This is a genomic window from Streptomyces sp. NPDC005485, from assembly GCF_040606085.1.
Taxonomy (GTDB): domain Bacteria; phylum Actinomycetota; class Actinomycetes; order Streptomycetales; family Streptomycetaceae; genus Streptomyces.
Window position 1 is genome coordinate 1 of sequence record NZ_JBEXDZ010000082.1, and the last position, 19,279, is coordinate 19,279.

At 69.8% G+C, this 19,279-nt stretch carries 18 protein-coding genes; 9 read left to right on the plus strand and 9 right to left on the minus strand.

Features of this window, described 5'->3' with window-relative positions:
- Positions 1 to 144 precede the first annotated feature (144 nt).
- Both ABZS97_RS25465 and ABZS97_RS25470 read right to left on the minus strand, forming a co-directional pair.
- A complete protein-coding gene (locus ABZS97_RS25465) occupies positions 145 to 873 on the minus strand; it encodes a DUF2625 family protein (RefSeq protein WP_356140831.1) in 729 nt (242 codons plus the stop codon).
- Between the two features lie 37 nt (positions 874 to 910).
- Complete coding sequence (locus ABZS97_RS25470) at positions 911 to 1,222, minus strand: LPXTG cell wall anchor domain-containing protein (protein WP_356140833.1); 312 nt, start codon at positions 1,220 to 1,222, stop codon at positions 911 to 913.
- A 110-nt stretch (positions 1,223 to 1,332) separates the two neighbouring features.
- Between ABZS97_RS25470 and ABZS97_RS25475 the strand changes: the two genes are divergently transcribed.
- The 6 genes from ABZS97_RS25475 to ABZS97_RS25500 all read left to right on the plus strand — a co-directional run bounded on the left by ABZS97_RS25475 (position 1,333) and on the right by ABZS97_RS25500 (position 10,066).
- Positions 1,333 to 1,677 (plus strand): hypothetical protein, encoded by a 345-nt coding sequence (locus ABZS97_RS25475; protein ID WP_356140835.1) that lies wholly within the window; start codon positions 1,333 to 1,335, stop codon positions 1,675 to 1,677.
- A 257-nt stretch (positions 1,678 to 1,934) separates the two neighbouring features.
- Entirely contained in the window at positions 1,935 to 3,209 is a 1,275-nt protein-coding gene (locus ABZS97_RS25480; RefSeq protein WP_356140837.1) for an Ig-like domain-containing protein, read from the plus strand.
- A gap of 202 nt (positions 3,210 to 3,411) precedes the next feature.
- Complete coding sequence (locus ABZS97_RS25485) at positions 3,412 to 4,872, plus strand: ABC transporter permease (protein ID WP_356140839.1); 1,461 nt, start codon at positions 3,412 to 3,414, stop codon at positions 4,870 to 4,872.
- A 35-nt stretch (positions 4,873 to 4,907) separates the two neighbouring features.
- Positions 4,908 to 5,591 (plus strand): ABC transporter ATP-binding protein, encoded by a 684-nt coding sequence (locus tag ABZS97_RS25490; protein ID WP_356140841.1) that lies wholly within the window; start codon positions 4,908 to 4,910, stop codon positions 5,589 to 5,591.
- A 242-nt stretch (positions 5,592 to 5,833) separates the two neighbouring features.
- A complete protein-coding gene (locus tag ABZS97_RS25495; protein WP_356140843.1) occupies positions 5,834 to 9,163 on the plus strand; it encodes a S8 family peptidase in 3,330 nt (1,109 codons plus the stop codon).
- Between the two features lie 132 nt (positions 9,164 to 9,295).
- Complete coding sequence (locus ABZS97_RS25500) at positions 9,296 to 10,066, plus strand: antibiotic biosynthesis monooxygenase (RefSeq protein WP_356140845.1); 771 nt, start codon at positions 9,296 to 9,298, stop codon at positions 10,064 to 10,066.
- 13 nt (positions 10,067 to 10,079) lie between these two features.
- On the opposite strand, the gene ABZS97_RS25505 is transcribed toward ABZS97_RS25500, so the two are convergent.
- On the minus strand, positions 10,080 to 10,997 hold the full coding sequence (locus ABZS97_RS25505) for a helix-turn-helix transcriptional regulator (RefSeq protein ID WP_356140847.1): 918 nt from the start codon (positions 10,995 to 10,997) through the stop codon (positions 10,080 to 10,082).
- Between the two features lie 171 nt (positions 10,998 to 11,168).
- Here ABZS97_RS25505 and ABZS97_RS25510 point away from each other — a divergent pair, with 171 nt between their 5' ends.
- Positions 11,169 to 12,212: an NAD(P)-dependent alcohol dehydrogenase gene (locus ABZS97_RS25510; protein ID WP_356140849.1), complete on the plus strand. Its 1,044-nt coding sequence runs from the start codon at positions 11,169 to 11,171 to the stop codon at positions 12,210 to 12,212.
- 540 nt (positions 12,213 to 12,752) lie between these two features.
- Positions 12,753 to 13,139 carry a VOC family protein gene (locus ABZS97_RS25515; protein WP_356140851.1) on the plus strand — a complete coding sequence of 129 codons (387 nt, stop codon included), beginning with the start codon at positions 12,753 to 12,755 and terminating at the stop codon, positions 13,137 to 13,139.
- Positions 13,140 to 13,167: 28 nt separating this feature from the next.
- Here the strand turns inward: ABZS97_RS25515 and ABZS97_RS25520 are convergent, their stop codons facing one another.
- From ABZS97_RS25520 to ABZS97_RS25545, 6 genes are all read right to left on the minus strand, one after another.
- Positions 13,168 to 14,004, minus strand: coding sequence for a hypothetical protein (locus ABZS97_RS25520; protein ID WP_356140853.1), 837 nt, complete (start codon positions 14,002 to 14,004; stop codon positions 13,168 to 13,170).
- Positions 14,005 to 14,013: 9 nt separating this feature from the next.
- The gene (locus tag ABZS97_RS25525; protein WP_356140855.1) at positions 14,014 to 14,658 is read right to left on the minus strand and encodes a hypothetical protein; all 645 of its coding nucleotides are present in this window, start codon (positions 14,656 to 14,658) and stop codon (positions 14,014 to 14,016) included.
- Complete coding sequence (locus ABZS97_RS25530; RefSeq protein WP_356140857.1) at positions 14,658 to 14,795, minus strand: hypothetical protein; 138 nt, start codon at positions 14,793 to 14,795, stop codon at positions 14,658 to 14,660. Before ABZS97_RS25530 ends, ABZS97_RS25525 begins: the two co-directional genes overlap by 1 nt.
- Positions 14,796 to 14,935: 140 nt before the next feature.
- Positions 14,936 to 15,856, minus strand: a complete 921-nt coding sequence (locus ABZS97_RS25535; RefSeq protein ID WP_356140900.1) for a DUF5829 family protein — start codon at positions 15,854 to 15,856, stop codon at positions 14,936 to 14,938.
- 144 nt (positions 15,857 to 16,000) lie between these two features.
- Positions 16,001 to 16,669, minus strand: a complete 669-nt coding sequence (gene msrA / locus ABZS97_RS25540) for a peptide-methionine (S)-S-oxide reductase MsrA (RefSeq protein WP_356140859.1) — start codon at positions 16,667 to 16,669, stop codon at positions 16,001 to 16,003.
- Positions 16,670 to 16,786: 117 nt separating this feature from the next.
- Positions 16,787 to 17,905 carry a hypothetical protein gene (locus ABZS97_RS25545; RefSeq protein WP_356140861.1) on the minus strand — a complete coding sequence of 373 codons (1,119 nt, stop codon included), beginning with the start codon at positions 17,903 to 17,905 and terminating at the stop codon, positions 16,787 to 16,789.
- Positions 17,906 to 18,102: 197 nt separating this feature from the next.
- Here ABZS97_RS25545 and ABZS97_RS25550 point away from each other — a divergent pair, with 197 nt between their 5' ends.
- Positions 18,103 to 19,257 (plus strand): cystathionine gamma-synthase, encoded by a 1,155-nt coding sequence (locus ABZS97_RS25550; protein ID WP_356140863.1) that lies wholly within the window; start codon positions 18,103 to 18,105, stop codon positions 19,255 to 19,257.
- Positions 19,258 to 19,279: the final 22 nt, after the last annotated feature.

Genomic DNA, 19,279 nt, shown 5'->3' on the forward strand with positions numbered 1-19,279 from the left:
GCCGGACGAAGGCCCTCGTACTGGACGTACTTGGGTCTTCGGCCGGTGCGGCGAGGGTGCGTGCCGGGCGCCGTGGGTGCTGTGCGGGACTTTCACAACACCCCCTAGACCGCAGGACGGCCGGGGGCGGGTGGCCCCCGGCCGTTACTCGATGCCCAGGAAGCCCGGGTCGACGGAGTCGAGTTGGTGGGCGGAGTCGCGGTGCAGGGTGAGCAGGTCGGTCAGCGGGACCGGGCGGCGGCTGGTGCCCGGGAGGTCGCGGCGGGCCTCCGCCGACCACAGGTTGGGGAAGACCGAGAGGGCCTGGGTGCCGTGCAGGGCGCCGGACTCGGCGCGCCAGCCGGGCCACCGCAGCGTCTCGTAGAACTGCTCCGTGCCGCCGCCCAGGAGCCAGTGCAGCCAGTCCCCGTGGCCCACCTCCAGGTCCTCCCAGCGCAGCGAGTCAGGGGCGAAGTAGACCACCGCGCCGGGACGGCCGGGGCGGCCCGCGGCAGCCGGGTCGGGCCCGTTGAGCGCGAAGACCCCGCCGAGGACGTCATGGCCGACGACGAGCCCGCCCTCCGGCCGCCACCCCGGGTCGAACCGCTCGGGGAAGCCGTTCACCTCGGCGAGGCCCGGCAGCCCGGAGGGTGTCGCGTGGTCCGGGCTGCCGTAGATCCGCAGCCAGCCGCTGTCCAGCAGCAGGCCGCCGCTGTTGAGGACGAATGCGCCGAGCCAGGAGCGGGCGGTCACCTGCAGCTGCAGCAGGGTCGCGCGGCCCAGCGCGGGGTCCACGGGGAGCGCGTCGTGGGAGACGGGGCTCGTGGAGAGCGCATGGGCGAGGAGGGGCCACGCGGGCTCCTCGACGTCGGTCAGCTCGGTCAGGTCTCGCATGGGTTTCCCGTGGGTTGTCCGGCCCGGAACGGAGCGCTCAGAAGGCCGCCGTGCGCTCCCGGCGTACCGAGTAGGTCACGAACCCGGCGCCCAGGCCGAGGAACAGGGTGCCGCCGATGACGTACGGCGTCGTGTCGATGCTTCCCGTGTCGGCCAGCTGCGTGCCTACGCCGGCCTCCTGCGTCGTGTCCGACTCCGCGGAGAGCGGCGTCGGTGTGACGGTGGACGCCGAGGAGGGCTGCTGAGGTGGCTTCTCCTGGGTCGCGTTGGCGGACGGGACGAACCACAGGGCTCCCAGGAGGGTCCCCGCTGCGGTGGCGGTCAGCAACGATCGACGTGCGGCGGACACGAAATATCGATCCCCTTGTGGCGCTGGCGAATTGGCCGTGTGGGCCGATGCTAATGAAAGTCGCGGGTCGCGGGAAAGTCACGTGAGCTGCGGGCCGTACGCTCCGTCCCATGAGCACACCTGAGACATCACGTTTTGTCCGGCTTCGTGTGGAGCTGGTCGTGGAAGTCGACGACGTCGACGCCGTCACCAAGGCCGCGCTGCGGCGGATCGCCGACGACACCGGCATGCCGGCCGACGAGCGGGCGCACGCCGAGAACGCAGTGACGGAAGACACTGCCGAAGCACTCGCCTATCTCGTGGACCCGTTCGACCTGGTCAGCGAGGTGCCCGGGGTCGAGCTCACCCAGGCTTCGTGGAGCAGCGAGCCCATCGACTACGACCCCGATTCGCCTGATTGGGATCTCGACGAGGATGATGACGACGTGGACGACGAGGAAGTCCGAGTCGGCTGACGCACCTTGGGGGCAATCGTGACCCCGGGCGGCAACCGCCGACCGGGGTTTCGTCGTCTCAGGAGACGCAGAGACCACTTGTGCACCAGGCGTCGGGTTGACCCGACGTGGTGTGCCCCACACGTCCGCGGGATGTGGAACGGGGCGAACGGGTCGTAGCGTTGAAAGATCTCACGAGAGTTCAAGGAAGTTCTCAGCGGGGACTCGGGGTGCTCGAGGGACGCGAGGACTCTCGGGGTTTTGGGGATTCGGCAACCATGGAGAAGCGTGTGATGACGGACGGTAAGCGGCGCAAGGGTCTGATGGCCGCGTCCGCACTGCTCGGCGGGGTACTCGTGCTCACCGCCTGCGGCGGAGGCGACGACAAGGCCAGTGGCAGCGGCGACGGCGGCGGCGACTCCAGTTCGCAGGCCAAGGTCGACGAGGCCGCCGCGAAGAAGACCTCCGAGGCCCAGATCAAGATCACGCCGAAGGACGGCTCCGACAACGCCTCCATCAACAACGCCGCCAAGGTCACCGTGAGCAAGGGCTCGCTCACGGACGTCACCATGAAGACCGCCGCGGGCAGCGCCGTCGCCGGACAGATATCCGCCGACAAGAAGACCTGGGCGCCCACCGGACAGCTGGAGCGCTCGACCACCTACAAGGTCACCGCCGAGGCGAAGGACTCCGACGGCCGCGTCGCTCACGAGAACGCGTCGTTCACGACGGTCTCCCCGGCGAACAGCTTCATAGGCAACTTCACGCCCGAGGACGGCTCCACCGTCGGCGTGGGCATGCCCGTCTCGATCAACTTCGACAAGGCGATCACGAACAAGGCGGACGTGCAGAAGGGGATCACCGTCTCCTCCACGAGCGGCCAGGAGGTCGTGGGCCACTGGTTCAACGCCAACCGCCTGGACTTCCGACCTGAGGAGTACTGGAAGGAAGGCTCCACCGTCACGCTGAAGCTGAACCTCGACGGGGTCGAGGGCGCGAGCGGTGTGTACGGCGTGCAGCAGAAGACGGTCACCTTCAAGATCGGCCGCAACCAGGTCTCGATCGTCGACGCCAACACCAAGACCATGAAGGTCACCCAGGACGGCAAGGTCATCAAGACCATCCCGATCTCCTCCGGCTCGCCCGTCAACAAGACGTACGAGGGCCAGATGGTGATGTCGGAGAAGTTCAAGGAAACCCGGATGAACGGCGCGACCGTGGGCTTCACGGACGACGACGGCAAGGGCGAGTACGACATCAAGGACGTGCCGCACGCCATCCGCCTGTCGAGCTCCGGCACCTTCATGCACGGCAACTACTGGGGCGCGAAGTCCATCTTCGGCTCCGTCAACACCAGCCACGGCTGCGTCGGCCTGTCCGACACCAAGGGCGCCAACGACCCGAGCACGCCCGCCGCGTGGATGTACAACCACTCCATCATCGGTGACGTCGTGGTCGTCAAGAACACCGGCGACAAGACCATCGCCCCGGACAACGGCCTCAACGGCTGGAACCTGGACTGGGCCGCGTGGAAGGCCGGTTCGGCCGCGTAACACCCGCGGTCGCTCCCGCAGGACCCGCGTCTTTCCGCTGTACGACGGCCCGCACCCCGCCCGGGGTGCGGGCCGTCGGCCTTGGCGGACGCACAGCGTTCCTCGGCCGCGCACAGCTGAACTCCCGCTCCGCCACAGCCTTCTCATCGTTCTTTTATTTCGGCCTTATCCAGTCATCACGCGCCGTACCTAGCTTGCGGCCATGTTCTTCACCTACCTGAGGCGCGAACTGCGCCGCCGCAGAAAAGCGGCCCTCGTCGTCGCCTCCGGACTCGCGCTCGGCATCGCGCTGGTCATCGTGGTCAGCTCCGTGTCGTCCGGCATGGGGAAGGCCCAGGACAAGGTCCTCGAATCGCTCTACGGTCTCGGCACCGACATGACCGTCACCAAGGCCGCCGCCCCGCAGGCCTCCGGCAGTGGCGGCCCCCGCTTCAACTTCGACGCGCGCGACAGCGACTCCGACGAGGAGCAGAGCAGCGACCGCGTGATGGTCCAGGGCTTCCAGACCCTCTCCGCCAAGACGGTCACCAAGGTCGACGGCCAGAACGGCGTCTCGGACGCGGTCGGCGGACTGAGCCTTCGGGTCATCAAGATCAGCGGCCAGTTCAGGCAGGGCCAGTTCAAGCAGGACCGGAACAACGGCAGTCAGCAGGGCAGGCAGCCCGGCGCGCAGCCCTCGCCGCAGGGCCGGGTCGAGGGCGGCGGCGCCCAGTTCGACGTCAACAACTACTCCGTCTACGGCACCGACGTCACCAAGCCCGCGCTCGGCCCGCTGACCTCCTCGAAGATCACCAGCGGCCGTACGTTCAGGACGACCGAGACGAACGCCGAGCTCGTCGTCGCGGACAAGTCGTACGCCAAGGAGAAGAAGCTCAAGGTCGGCTCCACCGTCACCGTCAAGAGCGTCAAGTACAAGGTCATCGGCATCGCGACGCCCGACAGCGGCGACGCGGCGGCCAACCTGTACATCCCGCTCAAGCAGGCGCAGACGCTCAGCGACTCCAAGGACAAGGTCACCACGATCTACGTCAAGGCGTCCGACTCGCAGCAGATCAGCAGCGTCAAGAGCACCATCCAGAAGAACATCTCGGGTACGACCGTGACGACCTCCGCCGACCTCGCGGACACCGTCTCCGGCTCCCTCTCCACCGCCTCCGACCTCGCCACGAACGTCGGCAAGTGGCTGTCCATCGCTGTGCTCGTGGCCGCGTTCCTGGTCGCGGGCCTGCTCACGTCCTCGGCGGTCTCCCGGCGCGTACGGGAGTTCGGCACCCTCAAGGCGCTCGGCTGGAAGTCCGGCCGGGTCACCCGCCAGGTCGTCGGCGAGGCCGTCGTGAACGGACTGGTCGGCGGCGCCCTCGGCATCGCGCTCGGCCTCGCCGGCGCCTACGTCGTCACCGCGATCAGCCCCACCCTCCAGGCCGAGGTCGGCTCCGGCGGCGGCAACGCGGGCGGCGGCCCGGGCGGAGGCGGCGGCTTCGGCGGTCCCGGCCGGCAGACGGCCGGCAAGGCCCTCGACGTCGCCCTGACCGCGCCCGTCAGCCTCTCCACCATCGCCGTCGCGGTCGGCCTCGCCGTCGCCGGCGGTCTGATCGCCGGCGCATTCGGCGGCTGGCGCGCCTCCCGGCTGCGCCCCGCGGACGCCCTGCGCCGCGTCGAATAACCCCCAAGCGCCTCATCCATCCCAGGAGTTGCACCATGTACGAACTCAGAGGCGTCACCAAGCGCTATACGCGAGGCAAGGACGTCGTCGACGCGCTCGCCGGTGTCGACCTGACCATCGGGGACGGCGACCGGCTCGTCATCCAGGGGCCCACCGGCGGCGGCAAGTCCACGCTGCTGCAGATGCTCGGCGGCCTGGACCGGCCCACCGCGGGCAGCGTCGAACTCGACGGCATCGACCTCGCGAAACTCTCCGAGGCCAAGCTCACCAAGGTGCGCAGCGAGAACATCGGCTTCGTCTTCCAGAGCTTCAACCTGATCCCCACGCTCACCGCGCAGGAGAACGTGGAGACCGCTCTCGTACCCCTCGGCGTGAAGGTCAAGGCGCGGCGGCAACGGGCCGCCGACGCGCTGGAGTCGGTCGGTCTCGGGGAGCGGCTCGGGCATCTGCCGAGCGAGCTGTCCGGCGGCCAGCAGCAGCGCGTCGCCATCGCCCGCGCGCTGGTGAAACAGCCCAAGGTGCTGCTCGCCGACGAGCCCACCGGAAACCTCGACGAGTCGATGCGCGACGAGATCATGGACGTACTCGAATCCATGTGGAAGGAGCACGGGCTCACCTTCATCATGGTCACCCACGACTCCGCGATCGCGAAGAAGGCGCCGCGCGTCGCGACGATCCGCAAGGGGAGGATCACCGTCAAGGAGAACGCGGGAGCGTGACGCGCCCTCCGCCCACGGGAGCCCGCGCCCCCGCTCGCGAGGGCGCGCGGCGGCGCGCGGGCGCGGAGTGGAGCGCCTGCCTCAACTCGTGGCTGTGTTTCCCCTATTGAGGGGCTGTGCACCCCCCGGCATACTGCGTAATCCGGGGGGTGCACAGTCATACATAGGTGTGAGATCGCCCCCGGGCGGACGAATGGGGATTCGTCCGGACCTTTTCTCCAGGGGGAGACTTGCGTACACAAGTGAAAAGAGCATGCGCGGCCTCGGTCGCCACGGCGGCCGTCGTGGCCCTGACGGCGGGAATGACCACCCCGGCGTCGGTGCGGGCAGAGCGCGCGAAGGGCACCTCCACGGCCAAGTCGGCCACAGCGGCGAAGCACGGCGGATCCACGGCCAGGCACCGCATCACCCTGATCACCGGTGACCGCGTCGCCGTCGACTCCAAGGGCCGCGTCGTCGGCCTGGAGCGGGCGAAGGGACGCGAGCACATACCCGTCCAGATCCGCAGGGACAACGGCCACACGCTCGTGACTCCGGCCGACGCGGCCCGCCTGGTCAACGCCGGCAAGCTCGACCAGCGCCTCTTCGACATCACCGAGCTCGACAAGGCCGCGACCCGCAGGTCCCAGCAGAAGGGCCTGAAGGTCATCGTCGGCTACCGGGGCGCCGCGACGGCCGCCAAGGCCGAAGTCCGCGACGCCGGCACCCTGCGCCGCACCCTCACGTCCCTGAACGCGGACGCCGTACAGACACCCCAGAAGGACACCGCGCAGCTGTGGGCCGCGGTCACCAACGGCGACGAGTGCGCCTCCGGCGTCGCGCACATCTGGCTCGACGGCGTCCGCAGGGCCAGCCTCGACAAGTCCGTGCCGCAGATCGGCGCCCCCAAGGCGTGGGCGGCCGGATACACCGGCAAGGGCGTCAAGATCGCCGTCCTCGACACCGGCGTCGACGCGACCCACCCGGACCTGAAGACCCAGGTCATCGCGGCGAAGAACTTCAGCACGGCAGCCGACGCCACCGACCGCTTCGGCCACGGCACGCACGTGGCCTCCATCGCGGCGGGCACCGGCGCCAAGTCGGGCGGCAAGTACAAGGGCGTCGCACCCGGCGCCAGGATCCTCAACGGCAAGGTCCTCGACGACACCGGCTCGGGTGACGACTCCGGCATCCTCGCCGGCATGGAGTGGGCGGCCGAGCAGGGCGCCGACGTCGTCAACCTGAGCCTCGGAGGCCCGGACACCCCGGAGATCGACCCGCTGGAGGCGGAGGTCGACAAGCTCTCCGCCGACAAGGGCATCCTCTTCGCGATCGCGGCGGGCAACGCCGGCCCGCAGTCGATCGGTTCGCCCGGCAGCGCGGACGCCGCGCTCACCGTCGGCGCCGTCGACGACCACGACAAGCTGGCCGAATTCTCCAGCACCGGCCCGCGCGCCGGGGACGCCGCCATCAAGCCGGACGTCACCGCGCCCGGCGTGGACATCACCGCCGCGGCGGCCAAGGGCAGCCTCATCGACGAGGAGGTCGGCGAGAAACCCCCGGGCTACCTGACCATTTCGGGTACGTCGATGGCGACCCCGCATGTCGCGGGCGCGGCGGCGATCCTGAAGCAGGAGCATCCCGACTGGACGTACGCCGAGCTGAAGGGCGCGCTGACCGGCTCGGCGAAGGGCGGCAAGTACACGCCGTTCCAGCAGGGTTCGGGCCGCATCCAGGTCGACAGGGCCATCAAGCAGACCGTGATCGCCGACCCGGTGTCGGTGAGCTTCGGTACGCAGCAGTGGCCGCACACCGACGACAAGCCGGTCACCAAGCAGCTCACCTACCGCAACCTCGGCAGGAAGGACGTCACGCTCAAGCTCGCGGTGACGGCCACCAACCCGAAGAAGCAGGCCGCTCCGGCAGGCTTCTTCAAGCTCGGCGCGACCACCGTCAAGGTCCCGGCGGGCGGCAAGACCTCCGTCAAGCTGACCGTCAACACCAAGCTGGGCGGCACGATCGACGGCGCGTACTCCGCTTACGTGACGGCGACGGGCGGCGGCCAGAGCGTGCGCACGGCCGCGGCCGTGCAGCGTGAGATCCAGTCGTACGACGTCACGGTCAGGCACATCGGCAAGGACGGGCAGCCGACCAACAGCTACAGCACCGTCCTGGTCGGCTACAGCGGCCTCGGCAAGGACCACGGCTACGCGGTACCCGTCACGGCCTCCGGTACGACGACCATGCGTGTGCCCAAGGGCACCTACCTGCTCGACGCCTGGATTGCGAAGGACTTCGAGACGTTCGAGGGCGGCCTCGACTGGCTTGTCCAGCCGAAGCTGAGTGTCACCAGGGACGTCTCCGTGACGCTCGACGCGCGTACCACCAAGGCGGCCGACATCACGGTGCCGGACGCCGCGGCGAAGCCGCTGTCCGCGTCGATCAACTACGCCTACGACGCGCTGGACGGCCAGGGCGTCGCCATGGACCTGGACTCCTTCGCGAACCTGCGGATGGCTCACCTCGGCCCCGAGGTCACCGGTCTGCGGCAGACCTGGTACGGCCAGTTCACCAAGGGCGACAAGACCGAGTACGACGTGACGACCACCGCCGCGGTCAAGAGGATCCAGGGCGGCAAGGTCCGCCACTTCACGGCCGGCGAACTCGCCACGGTGAACAACCACCTGGGCGCCGCGGCCCCCGGCAAGACCGGTGCGCTCAGCGTCTGGGGCGTGCTGCCCGACGACGTCGTCCTCGGCGTACCCGCGGAGCAGCCGCTGCCGGGCACCCGCACACTGCATCTGTCCACGGCCCACAAGGTGCGGTGGACGTTCGACCTCGACCAGAACGCGGGCAAGGACGCGGACGGCGTGCCGATCACCGAGGCTTCCTACTCGCTCGGCGAACCGCAGACCTTCAAGGCGGGCAGGAGTTACACGAAGATCTTCAACACGGCGGTCTTCGGCCCGCACCTCAGCTCGGAGTACGGCCTCTTCCGCGACGGCAACTTCGTCTACGGGTTCCTGCCGCTGTTCGCCGACGCGAGCAAGCACTTCGGGGAGTCGGTCCTGCGCTCGGCGCACACGACGCTGTACCGCAACGGCGCGAAGATCGGCAGCAGCACCGACCCGGTGCTGGGCGACACCGCGTTCCAGGTCCCCTCCGGCGACGCCCAGTACAGGCTGACCACCTCGGTCGTCCGGAGCGCCGAGGTCGCGGCCGCCTCCACCCGGATCGACGCGAGCTGGACCTTCCACTCGAAGAAGCCGTCCGGTGACATCGCGGTGACCCTCCCGGCCTCCACCGTCCGCTTCAACGCGGCCGTCGGCCTCGACGGCAGGGTCGCGGCCGGCAGGAACGTGACGATCCCGGTCACCGTCGAGGGCGCGGCCAAGGGCGGCAACCTCAAGTCGCTGGTGGTGTGGGTGTCGTACGACCACGGCAAGAACTGGAAGAAGACCGACGTCAGGAACGGACGGATCACCTACGCCAACCCGGCGGCGGGCAAGGCCATCTCCTTCCGCGCCGGGATCGCCGACAAGAAGGGCAACAAGTCGACGCTCTCGATCTACAACGCGTTCTACGGGAAGTGAGATCGGGCGCGTTCCAGCTGACGGCGCGCCCGGCGGTGAGTGAGCGCCGTGCGTACCGCGGCGAGTGAGCCGTGAGCGAAAGGCCCACCGGAAGCAAGGCGTCCGGCGGGCCTTTCGTGTTGTGTGTGAGCCATGACTGTGCAGACCGTGGAGTACATCCGATACCGCATTCCCGAGCAGCAGTCGGCGGAGTTCCTGGCCGCCTATACCCGGGCCGCCGCCCAGCTGACGGCGGCCCCGCAGTGCGTCGACTACGAACTGGCGCGCTGCGAGGACGACTTCGAGCATTTCATCCTGCGGATCACCTGGACCTCGACCGAGGACCACGTCGAGGGCTTCCGGAAGTCGGAGCTCTTCCCCGACTTCCTCGCCGAGATCCGCCCCTACATCGCCGACATCGAGGAGATGCGCCACTACAAGCCGACCACCGTACGGGGCACGGGCGCGGCCGTGCCGACGCTGTACGACTGGGCGGGCGGCGCCGAATCCTTCTCCCGGCTGACCGAGGTGTTCTACGACAGGGTCGTCAAGGACGACCTCCTCGCGCCGCTCTTCGAGGGACTGGCCCCCGAGCACGCGGCGCACGTCGCCCTCTGGCTCGGCGAGGTCTTCGGCGGCCCGAAGGCCTACTCCGAACAGCAGGGCGGCCACGGCCACATGGTCGCCAAGCACTTCGGCAAGAACATCACCGAGGCCCAGCGCCGCCGCTGGGTCAACCTCCTCCAGGACGCGGCGGACGACGCCGGTCTGCCCACGGACGCCGAGTTCCGCTCGGCGTTCCTCGCCTACGTCGAGTGGGGCACCCGCCTCGCGGTCTACTTCTCGGGCCCGAACGCGACGGCACCAGCGGAGCAGCCCGTGCCGAGGTGGACGTGGGGGGCGATGCCGCCGTATCAGCCCTGAGGCCCTGGCGTTTTCACGGCTGGGGTGACGCCGCGCCCGCCCGGGTGGCGTCGGCTCCCCAGCTCGCCAGCAGCCGCAGGGCGTCGGCGGACGCCGAGCCCGGCTCCGCGTGATAGGTGACCAGTGACTGCTCGGTGTCGTCGGGCAGCTTGAACGTCTCGAAGGACAGGGTGAGTTCACCCACGAGCGGATGGTGGAGCCGCTTCACGCCGTGGCCCTTCTCCTTCACGTCGTGCGTGGCCCACAGCCGCCTGAACTCCTCGCTGTGCACGGAGAGTTCACCCACGAGAGAGGACAGGCGCGGGTCGTCAGGGTGGCAGCCCGCGTCCATCCGCAGATAGCTGACCATGTCGCTGGCCTTCTGATCCCACTCCACGAACAGCTCGCGGTACGCGGGATTCAGGAACACCATCCGCGCCCAGTTCCGCTCCTGCGGCGCCAGCTGCGACCAGTCGCCGAAGACGGCCGCGGCCATCCGGTTCCAGATGAGGATGTCCGAGCGCCGCCCGACGATGTACGCGGGAATCCCGTCCATGGTGTCGATGAGCTGCCGCAGCGCGCCCCGCGCCTGCTGGGGCCGGGCCGTCCGCTTCTTCTTGTGCTGCTTGGGCTTGGCGAGATGCGTGAGGTGCGCGTGCTCGGTGTCCGTCAGTCGCAGTGCGCGGGCGATCGCGTCGAGCACCTCCGCCGACACGTTCCGTCCGTTGCCCTGTTCGAGGCGGGTGTAGTACGCCACGGACACGCCCGCGAGCTGGGCCAGCTCCTCGCGGCGCAGCCCCGGCACCCGGCGGTGCCGCCCGAAGTCCGGCAGGCCCACGTCCTCGGGCTTCAGCCGGGCACGGCGGGTGCGCAGGAACTCGCTGAGCTCGGCGCGCCGGTCCAGCGGCTGCCCCGGTTCCCCGGCGGTCTCCTGAGGGGGGTGTACGTTCATGCGTCAAGTATTCCCCGTCGTACGCACGGGAGCCTGACCCCGCCAGTAGTAGGACCACCGTGCGTACGCAGAGCCGTGACCTGGGTGATTGCTGCGCGAAAGGGCAGGCTGGACCTTGCGCCCGGCCGGAAGGCAGCCGGGCGCACAACCCCTCCTGAGGAGACCCACGGCATGACCACCGTTGCTGCGTACGCCGCCCCCGCCGCCAAGGCCCCGCTGGAGCGCACCACCATCGAGCGTCGCCCGGTCGGCGAGTTCGACGTCCTGATCGACATCAAGTTCGCCGGCATCTGCCACTCCGACATCCACCAGGTCCGCGAGGGCTGGGGCGAGGCCATGTTCCCGATGGTGCCGGGCCACGAGATCGCGGGCATCGTCTCCGAGGTCGGCCCGGGCGTCACGAAGTTCCAGGTCGGCGACCGTGTGGGCGTCGGCTGCATGGTCGACTCCTGCCGCGAGTGCGACAACTGCAAGGCCGGTCTGGAGCAGTACTGCACCGGCGGCGGCATGACCGGCACGTACAACGCCCTCGACAAGAACGGCGAGCGCACGTACGGCGGCTACGCCGAGAAGATCGTCGTCGACGAGAACTACACCGTGCGCATCCCCGACGGCCTGGCCCTCGACGTGGCCGCCCCGCTGCTGTGCGCCGGCATCACCACGTACTCCCCGCTCAAGCACTGGAACGCCGGCCCCGGCAAGAAGGTCGCCGTCCTCGGCATGGGCGGCCTCGGCCACATGGGCGTCAAGATCGCGCACGCGCTCGGCGCCGAGGTCACTGTCCTCTCCCAGTCCCTGCGCAAGAAGGACGACGGCCTGAAGCTGGGCGCCGACCACTATTACGCGACCAGCGACCCGAAGACCTTCGAGGAGCTGCGCGGCACGTTCGACATCATCCTGTCGACGGTCTCGGCCCCGCTGGACTTCGGCGCGTTCCTCTCCCTGCTGAAGACCGACGGCGCGCTCGTGAACGTCGGCGCCCCCGAGGAGCCCGTCTCCATCAACCTCTTCTCGGTGATCGCCGGCCGCAAGACCCTCGCCGGTTCCGGCATCGGCGGCATCCAGGAGACCCAGGAGATGCTCGACTTCTGCGCCGAGCACGGCTTCGGCGCCGAGATCGAGCTGATCAGCGCCTCGGAGATCAACGACGCGTACGAGCGCGTACTGGCCAGCGACGTCCGCTACCGCTTCGTGATCGACACGTCGACGATCTGACCTGCTGGTCGGCAGTGGTGGGGGATCGGCCGGCCCGGCGTTTGAGTCCGGTCCGGCCGTCGCGATCGCCCGCCCGCCCGTTGGGGGCGGGTTTTTCAGCCCGTCCGGTGTTCGAGGGCGGTCCGGCCGTCCGGATCGCCCGCCCGCCCGTTGGGGGCGGGTTTTTCAGCCCGTCCGGTGTTCGAGGGCGGTCCGGCCGTCCCGATCCCCCACCCACCCGCTGGGGGCAGGCTTTTCAGCCCGTCCGGCGTTTGAGGACGAGGCCGTTCAGGCCGACAGCGGGGGTCTGGGGGCGCAGCCCCGAGGTACGGGACGGGTAGGGGCGGAGGGGGCGAACACCCTTGATGCCGCACCCACCCGGAGGCGTATGCCTAGGACTCCGGGCCGAATACCGGGGGAGGAGGGGAGTAGGACCGCGACGGACCCTGCGGCGGATGTGCGCGTCGACGGACCCGCCTAGCGTGGAAGGTGTCCGCGAAGCCGACACGCACGGCCGGCAGGGCGGACGGCCCATACGGGACGTACGAGGAGGTCCGCACGATGACCGTCGAGCTGAACCACACCATCGTCGCCGCGCACGACAAGAAGGTCTCGGCCCAGTTCCTGGCCGACATCCTGGGCCTTGAGGTGAGCCCGCCGTACGGCCCGTTCATCCCGGTCGCGATCCCCAACGCTGTGACCCTCGACTACATGGACACGGACGTCCCGATCACGCCGCAGCACTACGCCTTCCTCGTCTCCGAGGAGGACTTCGACGAGATCTTCACCCGCATCGAGGCGGCCGGCCTCACGCACTGGGCGGATCCCTACCACCACCGCCCGGACGAGATCAACCGCAACGACGGCGGCCGGGGGACGTACTTCGACGACCCGAACGGCCACAGGCTGGAGATCCTGACGCGGCCGTACGGGAGCGGCGGGAACTGACAGACGCCGCCCAGCTCCGGGAGGTTCTTCAGGCCCCGGCGTCAGGCGTGAAGCCGGGCCGGAGCCGGAAGACGCGGTCCAGGTCGCCGCTGAGGAGGTCACCGTGCCCGAGGGCGAAGTCCCCGTTGGGCAGGGTGCCTCGGAAGGAGCGCCCCACGACGGTGTCGGGGAGAAACCGGCGCAGGTCGTGCCGCATGGCCGGGTCGTGGTCGACGGCTTCGCCCCAGCCCTCCGGGGCCTCGTCCGTCCCGAAGAGCACCCAATGGTCCACTGTCACTGGGGAGTCGAGGTCGGGCGCCTGCCCGGTGTGGCAGTCGAGGGCCGGCAAGGTCAGCAGCTCCGGGTCGTGCGGCTCGTACCACATCATCAACGGCTTGGCCTGCGCCGCCTGCGCGTTGTCGAAGCAGCACACGGCGACGGCGTGCCCCGGATACCGCTCCGCGTAGAACCGCAGCAGCGCGGGATCGAGCCCGGGCCGCCTGTGCTCCGCAACTTCCGCCAGTGCGGCGGGAATCGCGTTCGGGTCGCGTGCGAGCAGCACCGTGTAGATGTCGTGCTCGAACACCTCGACCTCCGCCGGCGCCGCCCCCATCCAGGCGATCTCATCGGGCGCCGCCACGGACCGGGGCCGTACCGCGTCCACCATCCGCTCCAGTACGTCCGAACTCCGGCCCACGGACAGGAAGTTCTGCCGCGTCATCCGATACGTCGGCAGATGCAGCAGCATGGCGTTGGGTCCGTCGGCGAGGTTCACCGCGGTGTTCTGATAGCCCAGCACGTGGATCAGCCCGTGCAGCGGATGCCGCAACCGCCCCGCGTACAGGGTGGTGCCGGAGAACTCGGCCTGATCCATGGAGACGCACATGGGGCCAAGCTACCCCTGCGGCCGGCCGACCCCCGGATCCGTCGTTGCCGGCTCCGGGGCGCTCGACGCGCTCGACGCGCTCGCTCGGCGGAGCAGCAGGATGAGCGCGGCGGCGACGGCGAGACTGGCGGCGAAACCGCCGAACAGCCGCAGCCGCTCGGCGGGCGCCACGATGTCGATGTCGTAGACGTGGTAGATCAGATGGACGGCCTGGGCCGAGGTCCAGACCGTCAGGGCGAGGGCGAGCCGCCTCGTCGGCAGGATCACCGCGCCGACGAGGAGCAGTACGGCGAGCACCAGGTACGTGGTGGTCACCGCGTGCGCGTTCTGGAAGAACGGAACGTGGGAGCGTGCCATACCCGTCCCCATCGCACTTCCCGCGTGGAGCCAGCCGCGCGCCCCCTCGATCCACAGCACCGCGAGAGTGCCGGCACCGATCCGGCCGACCCACGCCTCCATACGTCGCGCATCGGCCGACGGCGCACCACGGAAGGGCCCTCTTACGCCGGTGAGGCGCCCTGTGTTCTCTGTGTTCTCTGGGTTCTCGGCGTTCTCCGGGTTCTCCGGGTTATCCGGGTTCTCCGGGTTCTCCAGGGGAGCCGCCCCGTCGGTACGGCGTACCTCGGCACGCCGTACCGCGCCCTCGGGCTCCACTACTCGACGAGGCAGCACATCGACGCCCCGACGCCGGTGACCACGAGCGCCACCAGCGCGAGGAGCACCAGCAGCGGCAAACGACGTGCCGACAACCACGCAGCGGTCCTGTTGACCTGAGCCTCAGCGATCTCCATGCGGTACCCCGTCCCCTCGAATCGGTTGCGAGCGGTACGCACGAACCGTAGGCAGGACGGCACGGCACCAACAATCGTTTCGATACCGTTCGAACTGTGAGTACGGGGCGCGCCCCCGACGAGAGCGCGCCCCGCACCGCCTACTCGGTGCCGTTCTCCGCGAACTTCCACACGGCATGGCTGCCCGGGCCGACGACGAGGTCCGAATTGCCGATCCGTTCCACGTGCCGGTCCTTCACGGGATGGTTGAGCGACAGGTCGATCTGACGCATACCGGCCTGGTCGCGCGGGACGGCGTCGAACCGGATGGTGGTGCCGCCACGCTCGGCGACGACGCCACCGCCCCCCACGGTCCGGACGGTGAACCCGCCGGCTCGCAGCAGTGGCACGGTGTCGGCGAGGTCGCCTTCGGTGACCGCCAGGCGGACAGAGGTGACGTCACGCATCAGATGCGTGCGGTAGTCGTCGGACAGGTAGCGCTCCCGGCCGACGTCACCGGGGAAGCTCGCCGGCTCGGTCTTGCCGCGCGGGTCGGCGAAGTACTCGGGCCGGTACTCCATCGCCCAGGCTCCGAAGGCGTCGTACTCCTCGGTGGTGAGGATGGCGTCGAACCAGGGCACGGGGACGCCGTCACCGAAGTCTCGCGTCTGGAGGAACGAGACGGGGTCGGCGACGCCCTCGTCCTTCAGCCGCTCGGTGACCGTCGCGAGGTCTCCTGCCCGCTCGGTCGAGAGGCCCAGCCCGGCGGAGCCGAGGGTGCCGTCCTGGCCGGGGATGTCACCGACCCCGAACAGTTCGAGATAGGTCTCGCGGCCCATCAGATAGCGACCGGTCCAGGTCCGCCCGCCCGTACCGGTCGTGGTGCGGACCTGGAAGTTGGCGAAGTCCCGCAGATAGTCGGAGTGCTCGATCGCGTCGGCGGTCTCCCGGTCGAGGACTCCGTAGGAGTGGTTGTAGAACAGCAGTTGCCGATCGAGCGACGGCCGGCCCCCCTCGGCCTGCGCCGTCGCCACCCCACCCCCGACGGCACCGGCGAGGGTCATGACCAGCACGATGATCATCCGTAATGTCCGGCGAATCAGCATGCGAGGGATCGTAGGGCGAGTGGAACGCCGGTGCTGTTCTATTCGAACGAGGCCGAAGTGACCGACAGTCGCCGCTCCTGCCACTGCCTCGCCGGCAGCGCGGGGACGACGCGCCGGAGCTCACCCGTCGGCCTTCGCCACCCCTATCGGGCAGGACACCCCGGTACCGCCGATTCCGCAGTAGCCGGCCGGGTTCTTGTCCAGGTACTGCTGGTGATAGGCCTCGGCCGGGTAGAACACGCGGCCCTCGGCCGGGAGGAGTTCCGTGGTGATCCTGCCGTGGCCCGAGCCGGTCAGGACCCGCTGGTAGGCCTCACGGGAGGCGGCGGCAGTGGCGGCCTGGGCGGGGGTGTGGGTGTGGATGGCGGAGCGGTACTGGGTGCCCACGTCGTTGCCCTGGCGGAAGCCCTGGGTCGGGTTGTGCGACTCCCAGAAGACCTTCAGGAGCTCCTCGTAGGAGATCTCGGAGGGGTCGTAGACCACGCGGACCGCTTCCGTGTGGCCGGTCAGACCCGAGCAGGCCTCTTCGTAGGTGGGGTTCTCGGTGAAACCGCCCTGGTAGCCGACGAGCGTCGTGTGGATGCCCTTCGGGAGCTGCCAGAACTTGCGCTCGGCGCCCCAGAAACAGCCCATGCCGAAGTCGGCGATCTCCAGTCCCTCGGGGTACGGGCCGAGGAGCGGGGTGCCGAGGACGGTGTGCCGGTCGGGGACCGTGAAGATCGGCTCCGGCCGGCCGCGCAGAGCCTGCTCGGCGGTCGGGAGCTGCGGGATACGGCTGTGCAGGAACATGCGGTCTCCACGAGGTCCGGTCCGGGGGGTGGGGGCAGGGGCGTCAACGTACGAACCCCGTCCGGCATTCCTGGACGGGGTTCGGGACGGGGCGCCGGCGAGGGGCCGACGCAGGCCTCAGTGCGGCAGGGTCGCGGGGTTGCCGCCGTTCGCCTCGTAGCCCGCGACCGCGAGGGCCCGGTATATCGCGTAGTCCGCCGCCGGGTCGGGGGTGAGCGTCCAGGGCAGGGCGCCGACGTGGCCGTCCACGTGCACCAGCTGGTTCATCGCCTCCGACCAGCGCTCGCCGCGGACCAGGAAGAAGACCAGGAGGTGGCGGACATGCGCCAGCATCGGGTCGTCGGCGCGGGCCGCGTGCACCGCGAAGAGCGCGCCGTGCACCGCCTTCGTGACGACCTCGCTCTGGTAGAAGCTGCGGACCAGGTTCACCTCGGGGAGGTGCTCGAAGACCGCGAAGAGAGGCATGGCGGCCAGCAGGGAGCCCTGCGGGGCGCGCGCGGCGGCCGCCTCCGCGAAGGAGTACGCCACCTCGCGCGAGCCGTGCCACTTCTCGCACCAGTAGTGCAGGGCCGCGAGGTGTGCGCCCATGTGGGCGGGGGCGCGGTCCAGGATCTTCAGCCAGAGCTTCTCGAACTCCGGCTGCGGATAGGCCAGTCCGCGGGCCACGGAGAGCTCGATGACGTACGGGATCGGGTCACCGGGGGACAGCAGCGCCGCCTCGTCGCACGCCGCCTTCGCCTCCTCCATGATGATCCGGAACTCGTCCGTCCCCGGCGTCGACGTCCGCCACGCCTGCTGCACCAGGAACTCCGCGTGCACCGCCGCGCCGCCCGCGTCCTTGGGAGCCTCGGCCCGCCACACCCGCAGCCACTGCCCGCCGGGCGTCTCGCTGACCCCGCCCGGGCGCTGCTGCAGCTCCAGCGACGCCGCGCCCGCGAAGGCCTGCACGCGCTGCCAGCGCCGGTCGCCCTCGACCTCCGTGCCGGCCAGGAGCTGGGACGCCGCCCGGTACTCCTGGGTCTGCTGCACCACGTTCAGTACGTCCAGCAGGTCGGCGTCCGGGCCGGGCATGCGGATGTCCAGCTCCTCCTGCCGCAGGAATCCGTAGTTCGCCGGGTCCGCGGCGTCCGGGTCGCCGGGCGAGACCAGCTGCAAACCGGCGCGCCTGCGCCTGAGGACGGGCAGCAGAACCATGCTGAACATGGCCAGAGCCATCAGGACCCAGAGAATCTCCATGCCACAAGCGAACCAGACGGGTCCGACAATTGGCGAACCCGGGCGCCGCCGACCGGCGCCGGAGCCGCCCGGACGGGGTCCGTCGCTCGGGTCGGTGCCCCTCCGTGCCCCCGTGCCCCCGTCTTCGTACCCCTGTCCGCCGCCCCCGCACCCCCGTGTGCCGTCATCAGCCCCGCGGGCGCACTACCCTCGGGCCCATGAGCGACAGGCACATCAGTCAGCACTTCGAGACTCTGGCGATCCACGCGGGCAACACCGCCGATCCCCTCACCGGCGCGGTCGTCCCGCCGATCTACCAGGTCTCGACCTACAAGCAGGACGGCGTCGGCGGGTTGCGCGGCGGCTACGAGTACAGCCGTAGCGCCAACCCCACCAGGACCGCCCTGGAAGAGAACCTCGCCGCCCTGGAGGGCGGTCGCCGAGGCCTCGCGTTCGCGTCCGGACTGGCTGCCGAGGACTGCCTGTTGCGTACGCTGCTCAGCCCCGGCGACCACGTGGTCATCCCGAACGACGCGTACGGCGGCACGTTCCGCCTCTTCGCGAAGGTCGTCTCCCGGTGGGGCGTCGAGTGGTCCGTCGCCGACACCAGCGACCCGGCGTCCGTACGGGCGGCCCTCACCCCGAAGACGAAGGTCATCTGGGTGGAGACGCCCTCCAACCCCCTTCTCGGCATCACCGACATCGCCGTGGTCGCGCAGATCGCGCGCGAGGCGGGCGCCCGGCTGGTCGTCGACAACACCTTCGCCACGCCCTACCTCCAGCAGCCGCTGGCGCTCGGCGCGGACGTCGTCGTGCACTCGCTGACCAAGTACATGGGCGGCCACTCGGACGTCGTCGGTGGTGCGCTGATCACCGGTGACCAGGAGCTGGGCGAGGAGCTGGCGTACCACCAGAACGCGATGGGCGCGGTCGCCGGGCCCTTCGACTCGTGGCTGGTGCTGCGCGGTGCCAAGACGCTCTCCGTGCGCATGGACCGGCACAGCGAGAACGCCGGCAAGGTCGCCGAGATGCTCACCCGGCACGCGCGCGTGACCAAGGTGCTGTACCCGGGTCTGCCGGAGCACCCCGGTCACGAGGTCGCGGCCAAGCAGATGCGGTCGTTCGGCGGCATGATCTCCTTCCGCGTCGCGGGCGGCGAGGAGGCTGCGGTCGAGGTCTGCAACCGCGCCAAGGTGTTCACGCTCGGCGAGTCCCTCGGCGGCGTCGAGTCGCTGATCGAGCACCCCGGGCGCATGACGCACGCGTCGGTGGCCGGCTCGGCGCTCGAGGTGCCCGGCGACCTCGTACGCCTCTCCGTGGGCATCGAGAACGTCGACGACCTGCTGGAGGACCTGCAGCAGGCGATCGGCTAGGACCTGCAACAGGCCCTGGATC